General features: G+C 62.4%; 14 protein-coding genes and 1 pseudogene. 10 read left to right on the forward strand and 5 right to left on the reverse strand.

The annotated features are described in order from the left end of the window. Nucleotides 1–957: 957 nt before the first annotated feature. From KGA88_RS21940 to KGA88_RS21950, 3 genes are read right to left on the reverse strand one after another with little or no spacing between them, the layout of a single operon-like run. Nucleotides 958–2,466 (reverse strand): tripartite tricarboxylate transporter permease, encoded by a 1,509-nt coding sequence (locus tag KGA88_RS21940; protein WP_223594234.1) that lies wholly within the window; start codon nt 2,464–2,466, stop codon nt 958–960. A gap of 15 nt (nt 2,467–2,481) precedes the next feature. Beyond that, the gene (locus KGA88_RS21945) at nt 2,482–2,967 is read right to left on the reverse strand and encodes a tripartite tricarboxylate transporter TctB family protein (protein WP_110662468.1); all 486 of its coding nucleotides are present in this window, start codon (nt 2,965–2,967) and stop codon (nt 2,482–2,484) included. 1 nt (nt 2,968) lies between these two features. After that, the gene (locus tag KGA88_RS21950; protein ID WP_110662469.1) at nt 2,969–3,934 is read right to left on the reverse strand and encodes a Bug family tripartite tricarboxylate transporter substrate binding protein; all 966 of its coding nucleotides are present in this window, start codon (nt 3,932–3,934) and stop codon (nt 2,969–2,971) included. Nucleotides 3,935–4,291: 357 nt separating this feature from the next. Here KGA88_RS21950 and KGA88_RS21955 point away from each other — a divergent pair, with 357 nt between their 5' ends. The 4 genes from KGA88_RS21955 to KGA88_RS21970 all read left to right on the forward strand — a co-directional run bounded on the left by KGA88_RS21955 (nt 4,292) and on the right by KGA88_RS21970 (nt 9,240). Next, nucleotides 4,292–4,549 carry a DUF2790 domain-containing protein gene (locus KGA88_RS21955; RefSeq protein ID WP_110663028.1) on the forward strand — a complete coding sequence of 86 codons (258 nt, stop codon included), beginning with the start codon at nt 4,292–4,294 and terminating at the stop codon, nt 4,547–4,549. 84 nt (nt 4,550–4,633) lie between these two features. Beyond that, the gene (locus tag KGA88_RS21960) at nt 4,634–5,305 is read left to right on the forward strand and encodes a heavy metal response regulator transcription factor (protein WP_046040381.1); all 672 of its coding nucleotides are present in this window, start codon (nt 4,634–4,636) and stop codon (nt 5,303–5,305) included. Nucleotides 5,306–5,313: 8 nt separating this feature from the next. After that, a complete protein-coding gene (locus tag KGA88_RS21965) occupies nt 5,314–6,744 on the forward strand; it encodes a heavy metal sensor histidine kinase (protein WP_223594236.1) in 1,431 nt (476 codons plus the stop codon). A 108-nt stretch (nt 6,745–6,852) separates the two neighbouring features. Continuing rightward, nucleotides 6,853–9,240, forward strand: a complete 2,388-nt coding sequence (locus KGA88_RS21970) for a DUF3772 domain-containing protein (protein WP_223594238.1) — start codon at nt 6,853–6,855, stop codon at nt 9,238–9,240. 920 nt (nt 9,241–10,160) lie between these two features. On the opposite strand, the gene KGA88_RS21975 is transcribed toward KGA88_RS21970, so the two are convergent. Together KGA88_RS21975 and KGA88_RS21980 are read right to left on the reverse strand one after the other, a co-directional pair. After that, nucleotides 10,161–11,651 (reverse strand): aldehyde dehydrogenase family protein, encoded by a 1,491-nt coding sequence (locus tag KGA88_RS21975; protein ID WP_223594240.1) that lies wholly within the window; start codon nt 11,649–11,651, stop codon nt 10,161–10,163. 136 nt (nt 11,652–11,787) lie between these two features. Then, nucleotides 11,788–12,177 carry a c-type cytochrome gene (locus KGA88_RS21980; RefSeq protein WP_103395741.1) on the reverse strand — a complete coding sequence of 130 codons (390 nt, stop codon included), beginning with the start codon at nt 12,175–12,177 and terminating at the stop codon, nt 11,788–11,790. A 282-nt stretch (nt 12,178–12,459) separates the two neighbouring features. Between KGA88_RS21980 and KGA88_RS21985 the strand changes: the two genes are divergently transcribed. The 6 genes and pseudogenes from KGA88_RS21985 to KGA88_RS22005 all read left to right on the forward strand — a co-directional run bounded on the left by KGA88_RS21985 (nt 12,460) and on the right by KGA88_RS22005 (nt 20,084). Next, a complete protein-coding gene (locus KGA88_RS21985) occupies nt 12,460–13,782 on the forward strand; it encodes an alginate export family protein (protein ID WP_223594242.1) in 1,323 nt (440 codons plus the stop codon). A 273-nt stretch (nt 13,783–14,055) separates the two neighbouring features. Continuing rightward, a pseudogene (locus KGA88_RS31820) lies at nt 14,056–14,565 on the forward strand (cache domain-containing protein); the annotation flags it as partial. A 144-nt stretch (nt 14,566–14,709) separates the two neighbouring features. Further along, nucleotides 14,710–15,963 carry a methyl-accepting chemotaxis protein gene (locus tag KGA88_RS31825; RefSeq protein WP_411740863.1) on the forward strand — a complete coding sequence of 418 codons (1,254 nt, stop codon included), beginning with the start codon at nt 14,710–14,712 and terminating at the stop codon, nt 15,961–15,963. Between the two features lie 492 nt (nt 15,964–16,455). Then, entirely contained in the window at nt 16,456–17,769 is a 1,314-nt protein-coding gene (locus tag KGA88_RS21995; protein ID WP_223594249.1) for an amino acid permease, read from the forward strand. Next, nucleotides 17,762–19,042, forward strand: coding sequence for an aspartate aminotransferase family protein (locus tag KGA88_RS22000; RefSeq protein WP_223594250.1), 1,281 nt, complete (start codon nt 17,762–17,764; stop codon nt 19,040–19,042). The genes KGA88_RS21995 and KGA88_RS22000 overlap by 8 nt, the downstream gene beginning before the upstream one ends. 10 nt (nt 19,043–19,052) lie before the next feature. Beyond that, nucleotides 19,053–20,084 (forward strand): phosphotransferase enzyme family protein, encoded by a 1,032-nt coding sequence (locus KGA88_RS22005; protein ID WP_223594252.1) that lies wholly within the window; start codon nt 19,053–19,055, stop codon nt 20,082–20,084. Nucleotides 20,085–20,088: the final 4 nt, after the last annotated feature.

Consider the following 20,088-nt stretch of genomic DNA (forward strand, 5'->3'; position numbering starts at 1 on the left):
GCAAGCCCGCTCCCACAGGATTTGTGGGCATACGAAAATTCCGTGAACAACCGCAATTACGGTAGGAGCTGGCTTGCCAGCGATGAGGCCCTCACATTCAAAACCAATGTCGCCTGACACACCGCCTTCGCGAGCAAGCCCGCTCCCACAGGATTTGTGGGCATACGAAAATTCCGTGAACAACCGCAATTACGGTAGGAGCTGGCTTGCCAGCGATGAGGCCCTCACATTCAAAACCAATGTCGCCTGACACACCGCCTTCGCGAGCAAGCCCGCTCCCACAGGATTTGTGGGCATACGAAAATTCCGTGAACAACCGCAATTACGGTAGGAGCTGGCTTGCCAGCGATGAGGCCCTCACATTCAAAACCAATGTCGCCTGACACACCGCCTTCGCGAGCAAGCCCGCTCCCACAGGATTTGTGGGCATACGAAAATTCCGTGAACAACCGCAATTACGGTAGGAGCTGGCTTGCCAGCGATGAGGCCCTCACATTCAAAACCAATGTCGCCTGACACACCGCCTTCGCGAGCAAGCCCGCTCCCACAGGATTTGTGGGCATACGAAAATTCCGTGAACAACCGCAATTACGGTAGGAGCTGGCTTGCCAGCGATGAGGCCCTCACATTCAAAACCAATGTCGCCTGACACACCGCCTTCGCGAGCAAGCCCGCTCCCACAGGATTTGTGGGTATACGAAAATTCCGTGAACAACCGCAATTACTGTGGGAGCTGGCTTGCCAGCGATGAGGCCCTCACATTCAAAACCAATGTCGCCTGACACACCGCCTTCGCGAGCAAGCCCGCTCCCACAGGATTTGTGGGCATACGAAAATTCCGTGAACAACCGCAATTACTGTGGGAGCGGGCTTGCTCGCGAAGAGGCCCTCACATTCAACATCAATGTCGACCGACACACCGCCTTCGCGAGCAAGCCCGCTCCCACAGGGGGGGGCTCAATCATCCTCATGCAACTTGATGCCGCGTTTATGCAGCACGTGGGGCACCACCAGCACCAGCAGCGTGAGGGCGAGGAAGAACGCCGAGATCGGTTGCGTGAGGAACACTGTCCAGTCGCCCTCGCCGATGGACAAGGCGTTACGCAATTGTTTCTCCGCCATCGGTCCCAGCAGCATGCCGACGATCACCGGGGCGACGGGAAAGTCGAACCGCCGCATCAGCACCCCGCCCCAGCCAATGGCCAACATCAGGATCAGGTCGAAGGATGAGTGGCGCATGCCGTAAACGCCGATGGTGGCGAATACCAGGATGCCGGCATTCAGGTACGGCCGGGGGATTTGCAGCAGTTTGACCCACAGGCCCACCAGCGGCAGGTTCAACACCAGCAGAATCACGTTGCCGATGTACAGCGAAGCCACCAGCGTCCAGACCAGGTCGGCAGAGGTTTCGAACAGCATCGGCCCGGGTTGCAGGTTGTAGTTCTGGAACGCCGCCAGCAGGATCGCGGCGGTGGCGGACGTCGGGATGCCCAGGGTCAGCAACGGCACCAGCGAGCCGGTCGCGCTGGCATTGTTGGCCGCTTCCGGGCCGGCAACGCCTTCGATGGCGCCCTCGCCCTTGTTGGCGGAAAACTCCTTGGGGTACTTGCTCAGCTTGCGTTCGGTGGAATAGGACAGAAAGGTCGGAATCTCGGCGCCACCGGCCGGAATCGAACCAAACGGAAAACCGATCAGCGTGCCGCGAAGCCACGCCGGCACCGAGCGTTTCCAGTCGGCGCGGGTCATCCACAACGAGGTCAGGCGATGCCGTCCTTCGTTGGCTTCGGTTTGATAGAGCAAGCTGTACAAGGCCTCGCCCACCGCGAACAGACCGACCGCCACCAGCACCACCTCGATCCCGTCCACCAGTTCAGGCACGCCGAGGGTGTAGCGGGCAATGCCCGAGGTCGAATCCAGGCCGATCAAGCCGATGGTCAAGCCGACGCCCAGCGAGGCAAACCCGCGCAGCATGGAAGCGCCGAGCACCGCCGACACGGTGGTGAACGACAGCACCAGGATCGCGAAGTATTCGGTCGGGCCGAAATTCAGCGCCAGCCTGGCCACGATGGGCGCAAACAGCGTCAGCAAAATCGTGGCGATGGTGCCGGCGACGAATGAGCCGATCGCCGCCGTTGCCAGCGCAGGTCCGGCGCGGCCGTTGCGCGCCATCAGGTTGCCTTCCAGGGCCGTGACCATCGACGACGATTCGCCGGGGGTATTGAGCAGGATCGAGGTAGTGGAGCCACCGAACTGCGCGCCGTAGTAGATACCGGCGAACATGATCAAGGCCCCGGTGGGATCGACCTTGGCGGTGATCGGCAGCAGCAGCGCCACCGTCAGTGCCGGACCGATCCCGGGCAACACGCCGATGGCAGTGCCGAGCAGGCAGCCGATGAACCCCCACATCAGATTGATCGGCGTCAGCGCCGAGGAAAATCCCATCGCCAGGCTTGAAAGAATGTCCACGGCGTCGCTCTCCTTTCAAAGCCAGATGTTGATCAGCGACGGCAGGGAAACCCCGAGCCCGGCGTTGAACAGCCAGTAGATCGGCAGGGTCAAGGCAATGCCGATGGCCAGGTCCCGCACCGGATGACGGCTGCCGAACCCCCGCGCCGAACAGGCAAACAGCAACCCGGCGGCCAGCACGAAACCGATCAGGTTGATCAGCACCGCCACCCCGACAAGCCCCCCGGTCACCCAGGCCGCACCGGCTTTTCCACCGGGCACCGTGCCCGTGTCGTCGTTATCCAGTTCGCGAAAACCACCGCTGAACGCCTGATAACTCAGCAACAGGCCCACGCCGCCGATAAACGCCGCCACCACATAGGGGTAAACGTAGGCCGGGAGGATGACGAAACCCATTTCAGGCGGAAAACGGTAGGCACCCATCGCCAATATGACGCTGATGGCGATCAGGCCGATGCCGACCGCCAATTGCGTCGGCACCACGGCGCGCTGTGTGGCCATCTCAAAGCAGCCCGACCTTGACCAGCATGGCGCGCAACCGCACGTGTTCTTCCTCGACGAATTTGCCGAACTCATCGCCGGTCAGCACGCTGGGCGTCCAGGCGTTGGCCTGGATATTGTCCTGCCAGACCTTGCTGTTGGTGGCGGCCACGACGGCGTCGGTCACCTCTTTACGCTGCTCCGGGGTGAGGCCCGCCGCACCATAAACGCCGCGCCAGTTGCCGATGATCACGTCGTAGCCGCTTTCCTTGAGAGTTGGCGCATCAATGCCGGGAACACGCTCCGGCGCACCGATGGCAAGGACACGGAACTGACCGTTCTTGATGTACTGGCCAAGCTCCGCGTAACCGCCGGTGATCACCTTGAGCTGGCCGCCCAGCGCCTGGGCAACCACCTCACCGCCGCCACCAAAGGCCACGTAGTTGACCTTGTTGACCGGAACATCCAGTTTGCCGGCAAGCTCGGCGATACCGATGTGGTCGACCGAGCCCTTGGAGCCGCCGCCCCAGGTAATGCTGGTCGGTTTGTCCTTGAACGCCTTGATCAGGTCATCGAGGGTCTTGAATTCAGATTCCTTACGCACGGCGATCACGTTGTACTCGGTGAACAGCCGGGCAATGGGCGTCACATCCTTCAGGCTGATCTGCGGCTTGTTCTGCTCGATGCCCGCGACCATGATCGCGCCGACCACCAGCAAGGCGTTCGGATCACCCTTGGTGCTGTTGGCAAATTGCGCCAGCCCCAGGGTCCCGCCCGCTCCGCCCTTGTTCTCGAAGGTTACCGCCTTGGCCGTATTGGCTTCGACCATGGCCTTGCCCAGGACCCGGGCGGTCTGGTCGTAACCACCGCCCACCGAGCCCGGGGCCATGAACTTGACGGTATCGAGCGCGAAGGCGGGTGCGACAAGCACGGCAGCAGTCAAACCTGCGGCCATGCAGCGACTGAAACGACGGATCAAGGCGGACATGGGCATCTCCTGATTGCATTGTTTTTATAGGTGCCGTTTGCCCATCGAGGTGCTCGATGAACATGGGCCTGCGAACAAGCTTAGGCCATGGATCCGGGGGTTGATCAGTTTTCACCCTGTAGGAGCGAGCTTGCTCGCGATGGTCGCTAACGATTACGCGTGCTGCCTGAATGAACGCGGTGCATTTGCGTCCATCGCGAGCAGGCTCGCTCCTACAGGGGGCGGTGTTCCAACCTACGTTTCATTACAACTTTGTAATCGAGTTGTTGGTCGGCTGTCCGGATCGCCTCGTTAACCTGAGCTCACTGCCAGGCCAACCTTCGGCAGCCACCCAGCCCTTGCAGAGAGAGATTCGTCATGAAAATGTTGATTGCTGGTTTTGTCGCCCTGCTCGCCACCGGTTCGGCGTTTGCCGCTACCCAGTCCACCTCGCCGGTCATCCATGACAAAGACGGCTTCTATGTCCCGGTGGATGTGGCCACAGTGCTGTCCATGACCGACCTCAACGGCAAGTGCGGCATCGTTCCGGCGCAGTTCAACTACCTCGACCACCAGGGTCGCGAACACCAGCTGGACTATCAAGTCCAGGGCGTTGGCTGCATTGGCGAGAACTGATCGAATGCCTGTATTGACGACTGGCCGGGCTACACTTGCGCCATTGATACCCCCCCGTAGCCCGACCGAAACAGGCCGCTCCCGATGAACATCCTCGTAGTCGAAGACGAACCCAAGGCCGGCAATTACCTGCTCAACGGCCTGCAGGAACTCGGATACACCGTGAGCCTGGCGCGCGATGGCGTCGATGGCTTGCACCTGGCCCTGGAGCACGATTTCGATGTGATCGTGCTGGACGTGATGATGCCGAAGATGGATGGCTGGGAAGTCCTGCGCCGCCTGCGCAAGGAAGCCGACACGCCAGTGCTGTTCCTCACCGCCCGGGATGACATCGCCGACCGCATCAAAGGCCTCGAACTGGGCGCCGACGATTACCTGATCAAGCCGTTTTCCTTCGCCGAACTGGTGGCACGCCTGCGCACCCTGACCCGCCGTGGCCCTACCCGGGAAGAAGAACACCTGCACGTCGACGACCTGCAGATCGACGTGCTCAAGCGCCGCGTCAGCCGCGCCGGCAACCGCATCACCCTGACCAACAAGGAATTCGCCCTGTTGCACCTGTTCGCCACCCATCAGGGCGAGGTGCTGTCACGCTCGATGATCGCCTCGCGGGTCTGGGACATGAATTTCGACAGCGACACCAATGTCGTCGATGTCGCGGTGCGCCGCCTGCGCCTGAAAATCGATGATCCGTTCCCGCTCAAGCTGATCCACAGCGTACGCGGCATCGGCTACCGCTTCGACACTCAACCCTGAACGCCCCCATGAATGCCATGACACCGCTGCGATCCGCCTCCCGCCTCAGCCATTCCCTGACCCTGCGTCTGGCGCTGGTGTTTGCCCTGTTGGCGTTTGTCTCGCTGGCGCTGCTCGGCGTCGCGCTGTACCGCGACCTGGAGCGCGAGTTGATCCATCGCGACGACATTGCCCTGATCACCCGCATCGACCAGTTGCGCACTTTCCTCAACGACAGCAACACCCTCGACCTGATCAAGGCCAAGCCGGCGCTGTTCCAGAACATGATGGGCAACCGTGAGGCCCTGCTGACCATCGGCACCCCTGGCCAGCCACCGTTGCTGGTGGTCAACCCGGGCGACCTGAACATGCCGGTGCTGACCCCGGTGGCGATGGATCATCGGCTGACCCTGGACGACGTGCAGCATTTGCCCAACGTCAATGGCGTGCCGTTTTCCGCCCTGGCGGCGACCATCGACTCCGGTGACCTGGGCAGCCTGCAAGTGGTGACCGGGCGCCTGATGACCGAGCGCACCGCCGTGCTCGCCGAATACCGCTTCAATGTGTACCTGTTCGCCAGCGTCGCGGCGATTCTGCTGGCGCTGTCCGGTTATCTGCTGGTGCATCGTGGTCTGTTGCCCCTGCGGCGCCTGGCCCGCCACACCCAGAGCATCGACGTCGGCAACCTCAACGAACGCCTCGACAGCCAGGGCGCGCCGCTGGAGCTGCTGCCGATGATCGACGCCTTCAACGCCATGCTCGACCGCCTGGACAAAGGCTTCATCCAACTGGGCCAGGTATCGACCGACATGGCCCACGAACTACGCACGCCGATCAACAACCTGCTCGGCGAAACCCAGGTGGCCCTGCAGCAGAACCGCAGCACCGACGCCTATCAGCAGCTATTGGCTTCGAATGTCGAAGAACTCGAACGCCTGGCGCGCATGCTCGACAACATGCTGTTCCTGGCCCGCACCGACCCGCGCAGTGCCTTGCGCCAACGTCAGGAGCTGGATGCCGCTGACGAAATGCAACGCATGGCCGACTACTTCGAAGGCCCGGCGACCGACGTTGGCATCTGCATCAATGCCCGGGGCAGCGGTCTGATCTGGGCCGAGCCGATGTTGCTGCGTCGTGCATTGGCCAACCTGTGCGCCAACGCCATCAAGTACGGCGCCCCGCAGTCCGAGCTGTACATCCACGCCCAGCCGACCGCCGACGGCATCCAGGTCCACGTGCGCAACCACGGCCCGACCATCCCGGCCCAGCATCTGCCACGGCTGTTCGAACGTTTCTACCGGGTCGATGAGTCCCGCGAACGCTCGGCCCAATCCAACGGCCTGGGCCTGTCGATCGTGGCGACGATCATGCAACTGCACAACGGTGCCTGCCATGTCAGCAGCGTCGACGGCATCACCTGCTTCGAACTGTTTTTCCCGGCGCGGCAACAGCATGAGTAGCCCCCGGGCGAAAACCGCCCGGGGCACTTCCGACAAAACATCGCTCTAGGGTGCGTGTCATGGCCTAACCTCATTGGCTATGTGATTAACAATCCGTCGAGCTCGCCGATGCGCAATGTATGGAAGTCAATGATCTGCCTCGCTTTCGCGCTGCTGGCGGCAAGCCCGGGATGGCTGTTGGCGGCGCCCACGGCCGACACCCTGGCTCCCAATCCCACGACCCCGGTCATCAGCATCGCCGACGACGAACTGCTGGGGTTGCAAAACCAACTCAACAGCCTCAAGCAGCAGGTGTCCCAGGCGAGCAACTACACCCAGCTGGAAAGCTCACAGGACCTGGTGCAGGTACTGATTCAGGACATTGAACGCCTGTCCACATCGCTGCTGCCTGGACAGACGCAGTTGCAGGCACAACTCAACGTGCTGGGACCCGTGCCGCTCGCCGAGAACGCCCAGATAACGTCTGCCATTACCACCCAGCGAGACACCCTCAGCGAGCAAAAAAGCAAGATCGATGGCCAACTCAAAACCCTGGCCGCGCTGAAAATAAGTGCCGCCGAGCTGATCACCCAGATTGGCAGTATTCGGCGAAGCCTGATCGAAGCGGAAGTGACCCAGCAAACCAGCAGTATCTTGAACCCGGGCTTCTGGTCGCCATTGTTCGATCTTCCGTACGATGACCGCCAACGTTTCAATACGCTAATCGGGCAACTCGACGCCACGCACCGGGCCGCCTGGCAACCCGGACAACGCGGGATCACCGCCGCCCTGCTCCTGCTCGCCCTGGTCATCTGGACCGTGGGGCGAAAGCTCGCCGGCCGGTTTCTGGCATGGTTGTGCATCCATCGAATGCCTGAAGGGCGGTTGCGGCGCAGCTCCCTTGCGCTGGCTTCGGTAGTGGCGACGGTGCTGAGCGCCGGCATCGCCCTGCAACTGCTGCACTTTGCCGGGACCCGCCAACTGCCCTACTCGCCGCTGCTGGCCGACCTCGCGCAGTACCTGGAAAAGCTGGCCTATACCTGCGTGCTGATCACCGGATTGAGCCGCGCACTGTTGTCGACCAAACACCCCTCCTGGCGCCTGCCCGACATTGCCGATGAGGTGGCACTGGCGATGGAGCCTTATCCGCGGTTGCTGGCAAGCCTGTTGCTGGTACTGGTGACCCTGGTGCAGATGAGCAATGTCACCGGCATGAGCGCCGAAGTGGTGTTGTTCGGCCGGGGCATCGTCGCGTTGGTCGCGGCGCTGGTGATCGGCGCCCTGCTGTTGCGCGTCAGCAAGACTCGCCGGGAGCTGATAGTCGCCGGCGAAGCCCCCGAAGGCGTGACGACTTCCGCCGGGCTGATTTATGCGCTTACCGGCGCAGCCGTGGTGGTGTCCCTGCTCGCCCTGGTGAGCGGCTACGTGACGATGGCCCGTTTCATCACCTATGAAATGGTCTGGGTCTTCATCATCTTCTCCGGTTTCTATCTGCTCACCCAGGTTTACCAGGACACCTGCGACTACCTTTTCTCGCCCCGACAAGCTGCCGGCAAGGCGATCAAACAGCTGCTGGGCATCGGCAACCCGCGACTGGAGCAGATCTGCACGGTGTTCTCCGGAGCAGGCCGCGCCATCCTCATGCTGATCGGCGTCATCGCCCTGTTTGTCGGCGGTGTGGGGACGACGCTCGGACAACTGGTCACCGGCACCGTAGCCATCCTCGGCGGTGAAGGGCTGCGCAAGCTGAACATTGTCCCGGACAACCTGCTGCGTGCCTTCCTGACGCTGATGATCGGCGTCTACCTGATTCGCACGCTACGCCGTTGGCTGGACAAGGAGTTCCTGCCGAAAACCGAGATGGACCCGGGCATGTGCGCCTCGCTGAGCACGCTGTTCGCCAACATCGGCTACGCCTCGGTGGTGCTCCTCACACTGTCGTCGCTTGGGATCAAGTGGACCAACCTGGCCTGGATCGTCAGCGCCTTGTCGGTGGGTATCGGCTTTGGTCTTCAAGAGATCGTGAAGAACTTCATCTCCGGCCTGATCCTGCTGACCGAGCGCCCGGTGAAGGTCGGCGACCTGATCAGCATCAGTGGCGTGGAAGGCGATATTCGACGGATCAACGTGCGGGCCACGGAAATACAGCTAGCCGACCGCTCGATCATGATCGTACCCAACTCGCACCTGATTTCGCAGAACCTGCGCAACGTCACCCTCGGCGGCAGCGCCCAGGGCGTGGTGATTCTCGAACTGATGTTCCCGCTGGATATCGATCCGGAGCTGGTGCAAAACCTGCTGATGGACAGCTACACCGAGCATGAATCCATTCTGGATAAACCGGCGCCGTTCCTGCGCTTCAGTCAGCTCAAACCGGAAGGCATCACCCTGACAATCACCGGTTATGTCGGCAGCCCACGCACGGTCGGCGCGATCAAGAGCGAGCTGCTCTTCGAGATTCTCAAACGGCTGGGCGCCGCCGGGATTGAACTGGCGAAACCGCCACCGGCAGCGTGATTGAGGGAGCGAGATGCGGCGATCCGACGTAAATCAAACGGTAGGAGCTGGCTTGCCAGCGATGGTCGTTAACGATGACGCATGTGAGCAGGATAAACGCGGCGCTGTAGGAGCTGGCTTGCCAGCGATGATCGTTAACGATAACGCGTGTGACCTGGATAAACGCGGCGCACTTGCGTCCATCGCCAGCAAGCCGGCTCCTACAGTTTGGTGTTCACATCATTTCGACCAGGACGCGGTCCCTTGTAGGAGCTGGCTTGCCGGCGATGGTCGTTAACGATAACGCGTACGAACTGGATAAACGCGGCGCACTCGAGTCCATCGCCAGCAAGCCGGCTCCTACAGTTTGGCGTTCACATCATTTCGACTCGGACGCGGTCTCTTGTAGGGGCTGGCTTGCCGGCGATGGTCGTTAACGATAACGCGTGTGAACCGGATAAACGCGGCGCACTCGAGTCCATCGCCAGCAAGCCGGCTCCTACAGTTTGGCGTTCACATCTCGGACGCGGTCCCTTGTAGGAGCTGGCTTGCCAGCGACGGTCGTTAACGATAACGCGCATGAACCGGATAAACGCGGCGCACATGAGTCCATCGCCAGCAAGCCGGCTCCTACAGTTTGGCGTTCACATCATTTCGACCAGGACACGGTCCCTTGTAGGGGCTGGCTTGCCGGCGATGGTCGTTAACGATAACGCGTGTGAACCGGATAAACGCGGCGCACTTGAGTCCATCGCCAGCAAGCCGGCTCCTACAGTTTGGCGTTCACATCTCGGACGCGGTCCCTTGTAGGAGCTGGCTTGCCAGCGATGGTCGTTAACGATAACGCATGAGAGCGGGATAAACGCGGCGAACTGGAGCCCATCGCCAGCAAGCCGGCTCCTACAAGACCGCATTAACCTGACGTCGCTCCCACAGGTTTATCAATGCGCGATACACACCGATTTAAGCTCGGTGTAAGCCTCGATCACCGCACGCCCAAACTCACGCCCCATGCCCGATTGCTTGACGCCCCCGAACGGCATCGCCGGGTCGAGCAGCACGTGGGCGTTGACCCACACCGTACCGGCTTCGATGCGCGGCACCAGGTTCATCGCCTTGCCCAGGTCATTGGTCCACAGGCTCGCGGCCAGGCCGTAGCGGTTGTCGTTGGCCAGTTCGATCACGGCGTCTTCGTCGTCGAACGGCATCACGCCCAGCACCGGGCCGAACACTTCTTCACGGGCCACGGCCATGCTGTGGTCGATGTCCGCCAGAATGGTCGGCTGCACGAAGAAACCGTCGCCTTCGAGCAGCTCACCACCCGTCACTACGCGCGCACCTTGCTGGCGGGCCAATTCGATGTGCTTGAGCACGCTTTGTTGTTGCTTGCGCGACACCAGCGGGTTGATCGCCGCGTCACAGTTCATGCCGGCGCCGATCGGCATCGCCGAGACGGCGGCGGCCAGGGCTTCGACGAATTGGTCGTGGATCGAGCGGTGTACGTAGAAGCGCGACGCAGCGGCGCAGACCTGGCCGTTGTTCAGCAAGCCACCGAGGATCGCGCCTTGCACGGCTTTTTCGATGTCGGCATCGGCGAGCACGATCATCGGGTTCTTGCCGCCCAGTTCCAGGGAGAAGCGCGTCATGTTTTCCATGCACGCCACACCGACACTCTTGCCCACGGCGGTGGAACCGGTGAACGACACCTTGCTCACCAGAGGGTGCGAAGTCAGCACACCGCCTACCGAGGCCCCACCACCGGTAACCACGTTGAACACGCCGGCCGGGATGCCCGCTTGCAGCGCCAGCTCAGCCAGGCGCATGGCGGTCAGCGGGGTTTCCATCGCTGGCTTGATGATCACCGTGCAACCGGTGGCCAGGGCCGGCATCAGCTTCCAGGTCGCGATCAGCAGCGGGAAGTTCCACGGCACGATGCCGACCACCACACCGACCGGCTCACGCTTGGTGAACGCGGTGAACTTCGCGCCCGGTGGCAGCGGGATCGACACGTCGAAGGTCTGGCCTTCGATCTTGGTCGCCCAGCCGGACATGTAGCGCATGAATTCCACGGTGGCGTTCAAGTCCAGCGCGCGGGCCATGTTGATCGATTTGCCCTGGCTCAGGGTTTCCAGCTGGGCCAGCTCTTCGGCGTGTTCTTCGACCAGGCGAGTAAAGTTCAGCAGGATGCGTTCACGGTCGGCCGGGCGCAGGTTCGACCACACGCCGGACTTGAACGCCTTGTGCGACGACTGCACGGCGCGCTCTACGATCTCCAGCGGCGCATCCAGGGTTTCGCACAGGGTTTGCCCGGTGGCCGGGTTGACCACGGCGATGCTGTCGCCCTCGGCAAACACCCACTGGCCGTCAATGAAGCAGCCGTGACGACGCTCGAGGAATGCAGCAACCTGGGGCAGGATTTCAACGTTGCTCATAAATCACCTTTCATTCAGATGCAGGAGCCGGCTTGCTGGCGATAGCGTCTTGACGGGCAGTGCAGGACTCAAGGCCGTCTCGCTGGCAAGCCAGCTCCTACAGGGGTGGTTGGTTGTCAGGCGGTAATCCGTCTGATCAGTGTTGTTCTTTGAGGAAGCACGCGACCGCCTGGCGGTCGTCGGCGGACGCCAGGCCCATGTACGGCATGTAGGTGCCCGGCACGAAGGCCTGGGGCTGGGTGATCAATTGCGTGATGTTCTCGGCCTGCCAGTCGACGTCTTTGTCGCGCATGGCCTGGGAGTAGCTGAAACCCGCCAGCGAGCCGGACTTGCGCCCGTACACGCCGAACAGGTTCGGCCCCATCATGCCGGTCGTGCCCTTGGTCACCGCATGGCAGACACTGCACTCGGTGGCAAACACTTCGGCACCACGACGGGTATCCGTGGCGCACTCGGCGGCAGACACCGCCTGAACCAGGGTGAACGACAGCAAGCCGATGAGGGGCAAACGCAGCGAAGTGAACATAGGAAAACGACCTTGAAAATCCACGCGTTCGTCAGCAGACGAACACCAACACTAAAAATGCCGAGGCAACGGTGCTTCGGCAGGTTGGTAGGGATTGTCGGTGGTCGCCGGCACGCAGGTTTTGCCCTGCGTGCCAGTTGTGTTGGCCGGGCTGCCAAACCGGCCAATCTGGCATGCACAACCAACTAATTGGCAAACAGGGAAAAGGGCAATCGAAAGCCGCGCCTTAGTATCCGGGCAGACCGCAAACCTGCGCTCAAGAACAAGAACGGATGCCACACCATGCTCAAGTCCCCCTTGCTTCGTCTCACGACGCTCGCGCTGATGATCAGTGCCGGCAATGCCGGTGCCTATGAACTCTACGCCGATGACGACAGCCACCTGAACGCTACCCTCGAAGCCGTGTTCGGCATTTTCCATAGCCAGGAAAACTACGCCCTGTCCGGCCGCCTCAGTGAAGGCAGCTCGTCGTGGCGCGAGGGCTACATCAAATACGGCTTGAGCTTCGATCAAGGCCTGGGCGGTGTGGGCACCGCGTACGGCGCGGGCAACATGCTCAGCTCCGGCACTTGGGGTGACGGCGATGCCGCCGGTTTCAGCGATGGCTCCGAACGCACCACCAAGTTCGAAGATGCCTACCTCGGCTGGCGCTCGGCCGACCTGTTCAGTGCACTGGGCAAGGACGGCGTCGACCTGTCCTTCGGCCGTCAGAACATCGTGGTCGGTGATGGTTTCCTGATCGACGGCGACGCGCTGAACATGGGCAAAGGCCTGGCCGACGGCGAGTTCAACCGTGGCGGCGCCTACTACCTGGCGGCGCGCAAAGCCTTCGACGAAACCGCCGTATTGCGTCTGGGCGGCAAGGAAGGCTGGCGCAGCGACCTGATGTGGCTAAAATCCGACAACCGCGCCCAGGCCAAGACCGAAATGTACGTCGGCACCCTGGAGCACGTGGCCGAGGCCGGCACAGTCGGCCTGACGGTCATCAAGACCACCGATATCGACGAACAGTACGCCTCGCCGATCCAGCTCGAACGCGACGGCATGAAGACCTACAGCCTGCGTGCGGCGGGCAACGCCGGGGTGAAAGACCTGTTCCTGTCCGGTGAGTACGCCAAGCAGGACAAACCCAACACCTCCAGCGAAGACGCCTGGTACCTGGAAGCCGGCTGGACCTTCTCCGACGCGGTCTGGACGCCGAGCGCCAGCTACCGCTACAGCCGTTTTTCGGAAAACTACGACACCCTGTTCTACGGTTTCAGCCGTGGCTATGGCACCTGGTTCCAGGGCGAGGTCGCGGGCAACTACGCCGGGCCGTTCAACAGCAACTCGCGCATCCAGAACGTCACGCTGAAAGTCTCGCCGCTGGGAAACCTCAACGTCGGCGCGATGTACTTCAACTACGACACCATCGACCGCAACCTGGGCAACACCGATGGCCACGAAGTCGACCTGTACGCCGAATGGCACGTCAACGACCACCTGACCGTGATGCCACTGGTGGGCATCTACCAGCCGGACAAGAGCGCCGAAAACGGTGGTACCCAACTGGGTAACAACGACAGGAACGTCTACGCCCAGGTGGTGTTCGCCACCGGTTTCTAATCTCGGCCGCGGGCAGTGGCCACGCCATTGCCCGCGTGGAAAAAGGTATTTCCAATGCGCAGAACATTCCTGACGATCCAGAGCAAGATCGCCCTCCTCGCCGGCCTCTGCCTGCTGCTGGTCGTCGGCTTGTTGATGGGGTTGTCGCTCTACCAGACCCACAAGAGCAGCCAGCAAGTGGCCGAGGCCAGCGGCGACATGCTCGCCAATGCGGCCAGGGAACACATGCAGGCCCTGGGCAAAGTGCAGGCCATGCAAGTGCAACGCACCTTCATGCAGACCCACGAATACGGCCAGGGGTTATCGCGGTACCTGTTGTACCTGCGACAGCTGCAACAACGGGGCAGCCTGACCCGCCCGCAACTGCGCAAGGAACTCAGCACCCAGCTTCATCAAGCCTTGATCGACAAGCCCGACCTGCTCGGGCTTTATGTCATTTTCGAACCCGGTGGACTCGACGGTGCCGACGCCGACTTCGCCGGCCAGGCTGCCTTGGGCAGCAATGAAACCGGTCGATTTTCGCTCTATTGGGTGCAGAGCAAACCGGGCGAACTGCAAGCGGTCATCGGCGACGAAGGCCTGCTCGCCAACACCGAGCCAGGTCCCAGCGGCGCACCGTACAACGCCTTCTACACCTGTGCCCGTGACACCGGCCAGGCCTGCGTGCTGGAACCGTATTTCGATGAGGCCTCCGGCAGCCGCAAGCTGGTGACCAGCGTGGCGTTCCCGTTGATGGAGAACGGCAAGGTCATCGCGGTGGTCGGGCTGGACATCAACCTCGCCGCCCTGCAACAAAGCAGCGAGGCCAGCGCCCGTGAGCTGTTCGATGGCAACGGCCAGATCAGCATCGTCAGCCCGCGCGGGGTGATCTCCGCCAACAGCCAGGACGTCGGTCGCCTCGGTCAACCGATGGACAACGCCGAGGTGATGGACAGCCTGCGTCAGGGCCAGCCCAAAGTGTTTGTCGACGCCCGACAAATCAAGGTGCTTGAACCGCTTTCACCGATTGCCGGTGCCGCGCCTTGGGGCGTGCTGGTCGGTGTGCCGCAGAAGGTGTTGCTGGCGCCGGTCACCACCTTGCAGAAAGAGCTCGATGCCCAAGGCGTGCAAAGCACCGCGCTGGAACTGCTGCTCGGCGGCGGCTCGGCCCTGCTCGGCCTGCTGCTGATCTGGTACACGGCGCTGCGCATCACCCGGCCGCTGCAGGTGCTGACCCGGGTCATGGAGGATATTTCCCTGGGCGAAGGCGACCTGACCCGGCGCCTGCAAGTGCAATCGCGGGATGAAATCGGGCAGCTGGCGACGGCGTTCAACCGCTTTGTCGAGCGCATCCACCATTCGATCCGCGAGGTGTCGTCTGCCGCCCTGGGCGTCAATGAAGGCGCACGGCGCGTACTGGATGCTTCGAACTCCTCGATGAGCAATTTCGACGATCAATCGACCCGCACCAACAGCGTGGCGGCGGCGATCAACCAGCTTGGCGCTGCCGCCCAGGAGATCGCCCATAACGCCTCGGATGCCTCGCAACAGGCTTCGTCTGCCCGCCAGCAAGCCGAGGATGGGCGTCAGGTGGTGCAGCGCACGATCGAGGTGATGAACGAGCTGTCCGGCAAGATCAGTGCCTCGTGCGCCAACATCGAAGTGCTCAACGACAAGACCGTGAACATCGGGCAGATTCTCGAAGTGATCAAGGGCATTTCCCAGCAGACCAATTTGCTCGCGCTCAACGCCGCGATTGAAGCGGCGCGGGCCGGTGAAGCGGGCCGTGGGTTTGCGGTGGTGGCCGACGAAGTGCGCAGCCTGGCCGGACGCACCCAGGCCTCGGCGCTGGAGATCCAGCAGATGATCGAGGAACTGCAAGTGGGCGCGCGGGAATCGGTCACCACCATGACCGAAAGCCAGCGCCACAGCGAAGAAAGCGTCACCATCGCCAACCTGGCCGGCACCCGCCTGGGCAGCGTGACCCAACGCATCGGCGAGATCGACAACGTCAACCAGTCCGTCGCCGCCGCCACCGAGGAACAGACCGCCGTGGTCGAAGCCCTGAACGTCGACATCACCCGGATCAACACCCTGAACCAGCAAGGGGTGGAGAATCTGCAATCGACATTGCGCGCCTGTACCGAGCTGGAGCAACAGGCCGGGCGATTGAATCAGTTGGTGGGGAGTTTTCGGATCTGAGATTTGGGTTGCCTGACACACCGCCTTCGCGAGCAAGCCCGCTCCCACAATTGGATCTCTGCCGTGCACAAATCCCGTGTACACCGCAGCCCCCCTGTGGGAGCGGGCTTGCTCGCGAAGAGGCCGGCACATCCAACATCTCCACTGCCTGACACACCGCCTTCGCGAGCAAGCCCGCTCACAATTGGATCTCTGCCGTGCACAAAATCCGTATACACCGCAGACCCCCTGTGGGAGCGGGCTTGCTCGCGAAGAGGCCGGCACATCCACCATCACCTGTCACCCCCCCATCGTGAGCAACCCGGATCCCACATTTGGCACCCACAACCAATGACATGGCATGCGCGCACACATACCCCGCCGCGCCCCCGGCGTAGTATCGAAACCGACCTTCAGGGCACAACCCGCTCCAGGGTGTCCTGCAATGCAACGCTCAACCCCTCCATTTCTCACTAAAACAATAAATCGGCCTTCGGGTCGCGGGAGATTTCTGTGCTCAAGAAAAGTGCGCTGGGCTGGCCCAAGATTGCCGGCCTCGGAATTGCGTTGGTGGTGGCCGGGCAGTTTTCCGGTTGGAACTTCGGGCTGGCGGCCGGTGGCTGGTTGAACATGCTGATCGCCACGTTGCTGATGGCCCTGCTCTGCGGTGGCCTGGCCTTGTGCGTGGCGGAACTGTCGACGGCGCTGCCCAGCGCCGGCGGTGTATTCGTCTATGCGCAAAGCGCCTTCGGGCCGTTCGTGGGCTATCTGGTCGGCGTGGCCTGCGCACTGGCGCTGACCATTGGCACCGGCGCGGCAGCGACGTTCATCTGCGCCTACACCGAGTCGATTTTCGGCCTCGGCGGCTGGCCGGTGAAGATCGCCCTGTTCACGGTGATCATCGGCATCCACATGCGCGGCGTCGGTGAGGCCATGGGCCTGACCTTCATCGCAGGCATCATCGCCGTGGTCGCCCTGCTCACGTTCGGTGTCGCCATGGCACCCCATGTCGAACTGGCCAATCTGCTGGCATTGCCGGCCAACGTGGCAACGCCGGTGAGCCTCGGCGGTATCTTCGCCTGCGTGCCGTTCGCCATCTGGCTGTTCATCACCGTCGAGCAAACCGGCTCGGCCGCCGAGGAGGCGCACAACCCCGGCCGCACCATGCCCCGCGGCATTCTCGCAGCCATCGGCACCTTGCTGGTGACCGCGCTGGCGGTGCTGGTGTGCGCACCGGGTGCCGGTGGCGTCGAACTGGTCGGGTCCGCGGGTGATCCGCTGTACGCGGCGATGTCCAGCAACAGCGCCTTCGGTGACGGTTCGTGGCTGGCCAAGGTGATTGGCTGCGGCGCGGTGTTCGGCTTGATCGCGACCTTATTTTCCCTGGTCTACGCCGCTTCCCGGCAACTGTTCGCCATGGCCCGCGACGGCCTGTTCCCGCAATGGCTGGGCAAGACCGGCAAACGCGGCACGCCCTGGCCGGCGCTGTTGCTGATCGGTGCCATCGGCCTGCCGCTGTCGGAAGTGGACCCGGCCACGGTGATGCTCGCGGTCGTGTTGCTGCTCAACGTTTGCTACCTGTTCATTTTCGGCGCGTACCTGCGCATCAAGACCAGTCAACCGGACCTGCCACGCCCGTTCACCCTGATCGGCGGCAAACAGGTTGCGTGGCTCGGCCTGACCCTGACGCTGGTGGTGATCGCCGCCTGCTTCCAGCTCGACATGCTGATGCTGATCGCCCTCGCCGTGACCTTCACCCTGTGCATTTTCAATTACCTGCTGCGCAACCGTCGCACCACCGCCATCGAGGTTCCTGACCATGCCTGAAGACACTCTCCTGCAACGCCGTCATCGCGTGCTCGGCAGCGCCTCGCCGCTGTTCTATGACAAACCCTTGCACCTGGTGCGCGGCGAAGGCGTCTGGCTGTTCGATGTCGACGGTCGTCGCTACCTCGACGTCTACAACAACGTGCCCTGCGTCGGCCACTGCAACCCCCACGTGACCGAGGCCATGCACCGCCAGGCGACCACGCTGAACATCCACACGCGCTACCTGGATGAGCAAGTGGTGCGCTACGCCGAGCGCCTGACCGCGACGTTTGGCGAGTCGCTGGACACCGCCATGTTCACCTGCACCGGCAGCGAGGCCAATGAGCTGGCACTGCGTCTGGCACGCTTTGCCAGTGGCGGCACCGGCATCATCGTCAGCGACTACAACTACCACGGCAACTCGGCATCGCTGGCCGAAGTCACCACCGCCCTGCCCTCGCCGGAACCCTTCGCCGCCCATGCCCGGGCGGTGCCGATTCCGTGCCTGTACCACGCACCGGCCGGTACCACGGAGGCGCAACTGGCCGAGCAGTACGCGGCCAATATCGCGGCGGCGATTGCCTCGATGCAGGCCCAGGGCATTCGCCCGGCCGCGCTGCTGATCGACACCCTGTTCGCCAACGAAGGCCTGCCGCGGGTGCCGGCCAGATTCGTCAACAAGGCGGCAAAGCTGATCCGCGATGCCGGCGGGCTGTTCATCGCCGACGAAGTGCAGTCCGGTTTCGGCCGCACCGGCGATCACCTGTGGGGGCATCAGGCCCACGGCGTGGTGCCAGACATCGTCACCCTCGGCAAGCCGATGGGTAACGGCTATCCACTGGCCGGGCTGATCACCCATAAGGCCTTGGTCGAGTCCTTCGGGCGCCACGCCATGTACTTCAACACCTTCGGCGGCTCGCCGGTCGCGGCAGCGGTCGGCATGGCAGTGCTGGATGTGATCGAGGAACAGCAGTTGCTGAACAACGCACAAAGCGTCGGTGCTTATGTGCAGCAACGCCTGCAAGTGCTGGCCGGCAAGCACTCGATCATCGGCGACGTGCGCGGCAAGGGATTGTTCTTCGCCATGGAACTGGTGCGTGACCACGCCAGCAAGGAGCCCGCCGGACTGGAGGCGCGCAAGGTGGTCAACGACATGCGCGAGAACGGCGTGCTGATCAGCAAGATCGGCGCCGGCGACAACATTCTCAAGCTACGCCCGCCGCTGGTGTTCGGCCGTGATCACGCGGACTTGTTCGTCGACACACTGGACAGCGCCCTGAGCGCGATTTGAGGCTTTTGCCATGACTGAATTCCACAGCCCTGCATTCTCTACCTTGAGCCATGACCAGCAAGTCGCCCGCCTGCACGAACTGGCGCGCCATGCCCTGCAACAGTGGGAAGGCGAGTTCGCTGACATCGAACTGGTGAAATTCCGCGAGAACGCGGTGTTCTCCGCCCGCCGCCACGACGGTCAGCGGGTGGCCCTGCGCATCCATCGCAATGGCTATCACTGCGAAGCCGCGCTGCGTTCCGAGCTGCAATGGATGGAGGCGCTGGCCGGCGCCGGCATTACCGTGCCGCAAATCATCCGCGCGCAGAACCAAAGCCATCTGATCGAAGTCACCCATCAAGACATCGGCGAGCCACGCCACATCGACATGCTCGCCTGGCTGCCCGGTACAACTGCGGGCACCTCGGAAAACGGGGTGCAAGCCGATACCGAAATCGATTTCCTGTTCAAGGAAGCCGGGGCAATTGCCGCGCGAATTCACCTGCATTCGGCGCAGTGGCAACAGCCGGACGAGTTTGTCCGGCATGCCTGGGACGAGGAAGGCTTGATCGGTGCCAACCCGTTCTGGGGGCGTTTCTGGGAACTGGAACAGCTCAGCGCTGAGCAGCGTGATCTTCTGCAACAGGCACGGCGTACGGCACGCAAGGACTTGCGCCAATACGGTCGCCACCTGGGCAACTTCGGCATGATCCACGCCGACCTGGTGCCGGAAAACCTGCTGATCGAAGGCCCGCGCCTGCGCCTGATCGACTTCGACGATGCCGGGTTTGGCTGGCACATGTTCGAGTTGGCCACGGCGCTGTACTTCTGCCTGGATGACCCGCGTTACGAGCAGATCAAGGCGGCATTGCTCGACGGCTACAACGCGATCAAGCCGCTGACCGAGGCGGATCGCAAGACCCTGGCGTTGTTCCTGATGCTGCGTGGCACCACGTATCTTGGCTGGATTCACACCCGCCAGGGCACGCCGACGGCGATCGAGATGGCGCCGATGCTGATCGAGCGGGCTTGCTTGTTGGCTCGGGAGTATTTGCATTCATAACTGA

The sequence above is a fragment of the Pseudomonas sp. A-R-19 genome (genome assembly GCF_019956575.1).
In the GTDB taxonomy this organism is placed as follows: domain Bacteria; phylum Pseudomonadota; class Gammaproteobacteria; order Pseudomonadales; family Pseudomonadaceae; genus Aquipseudomonas.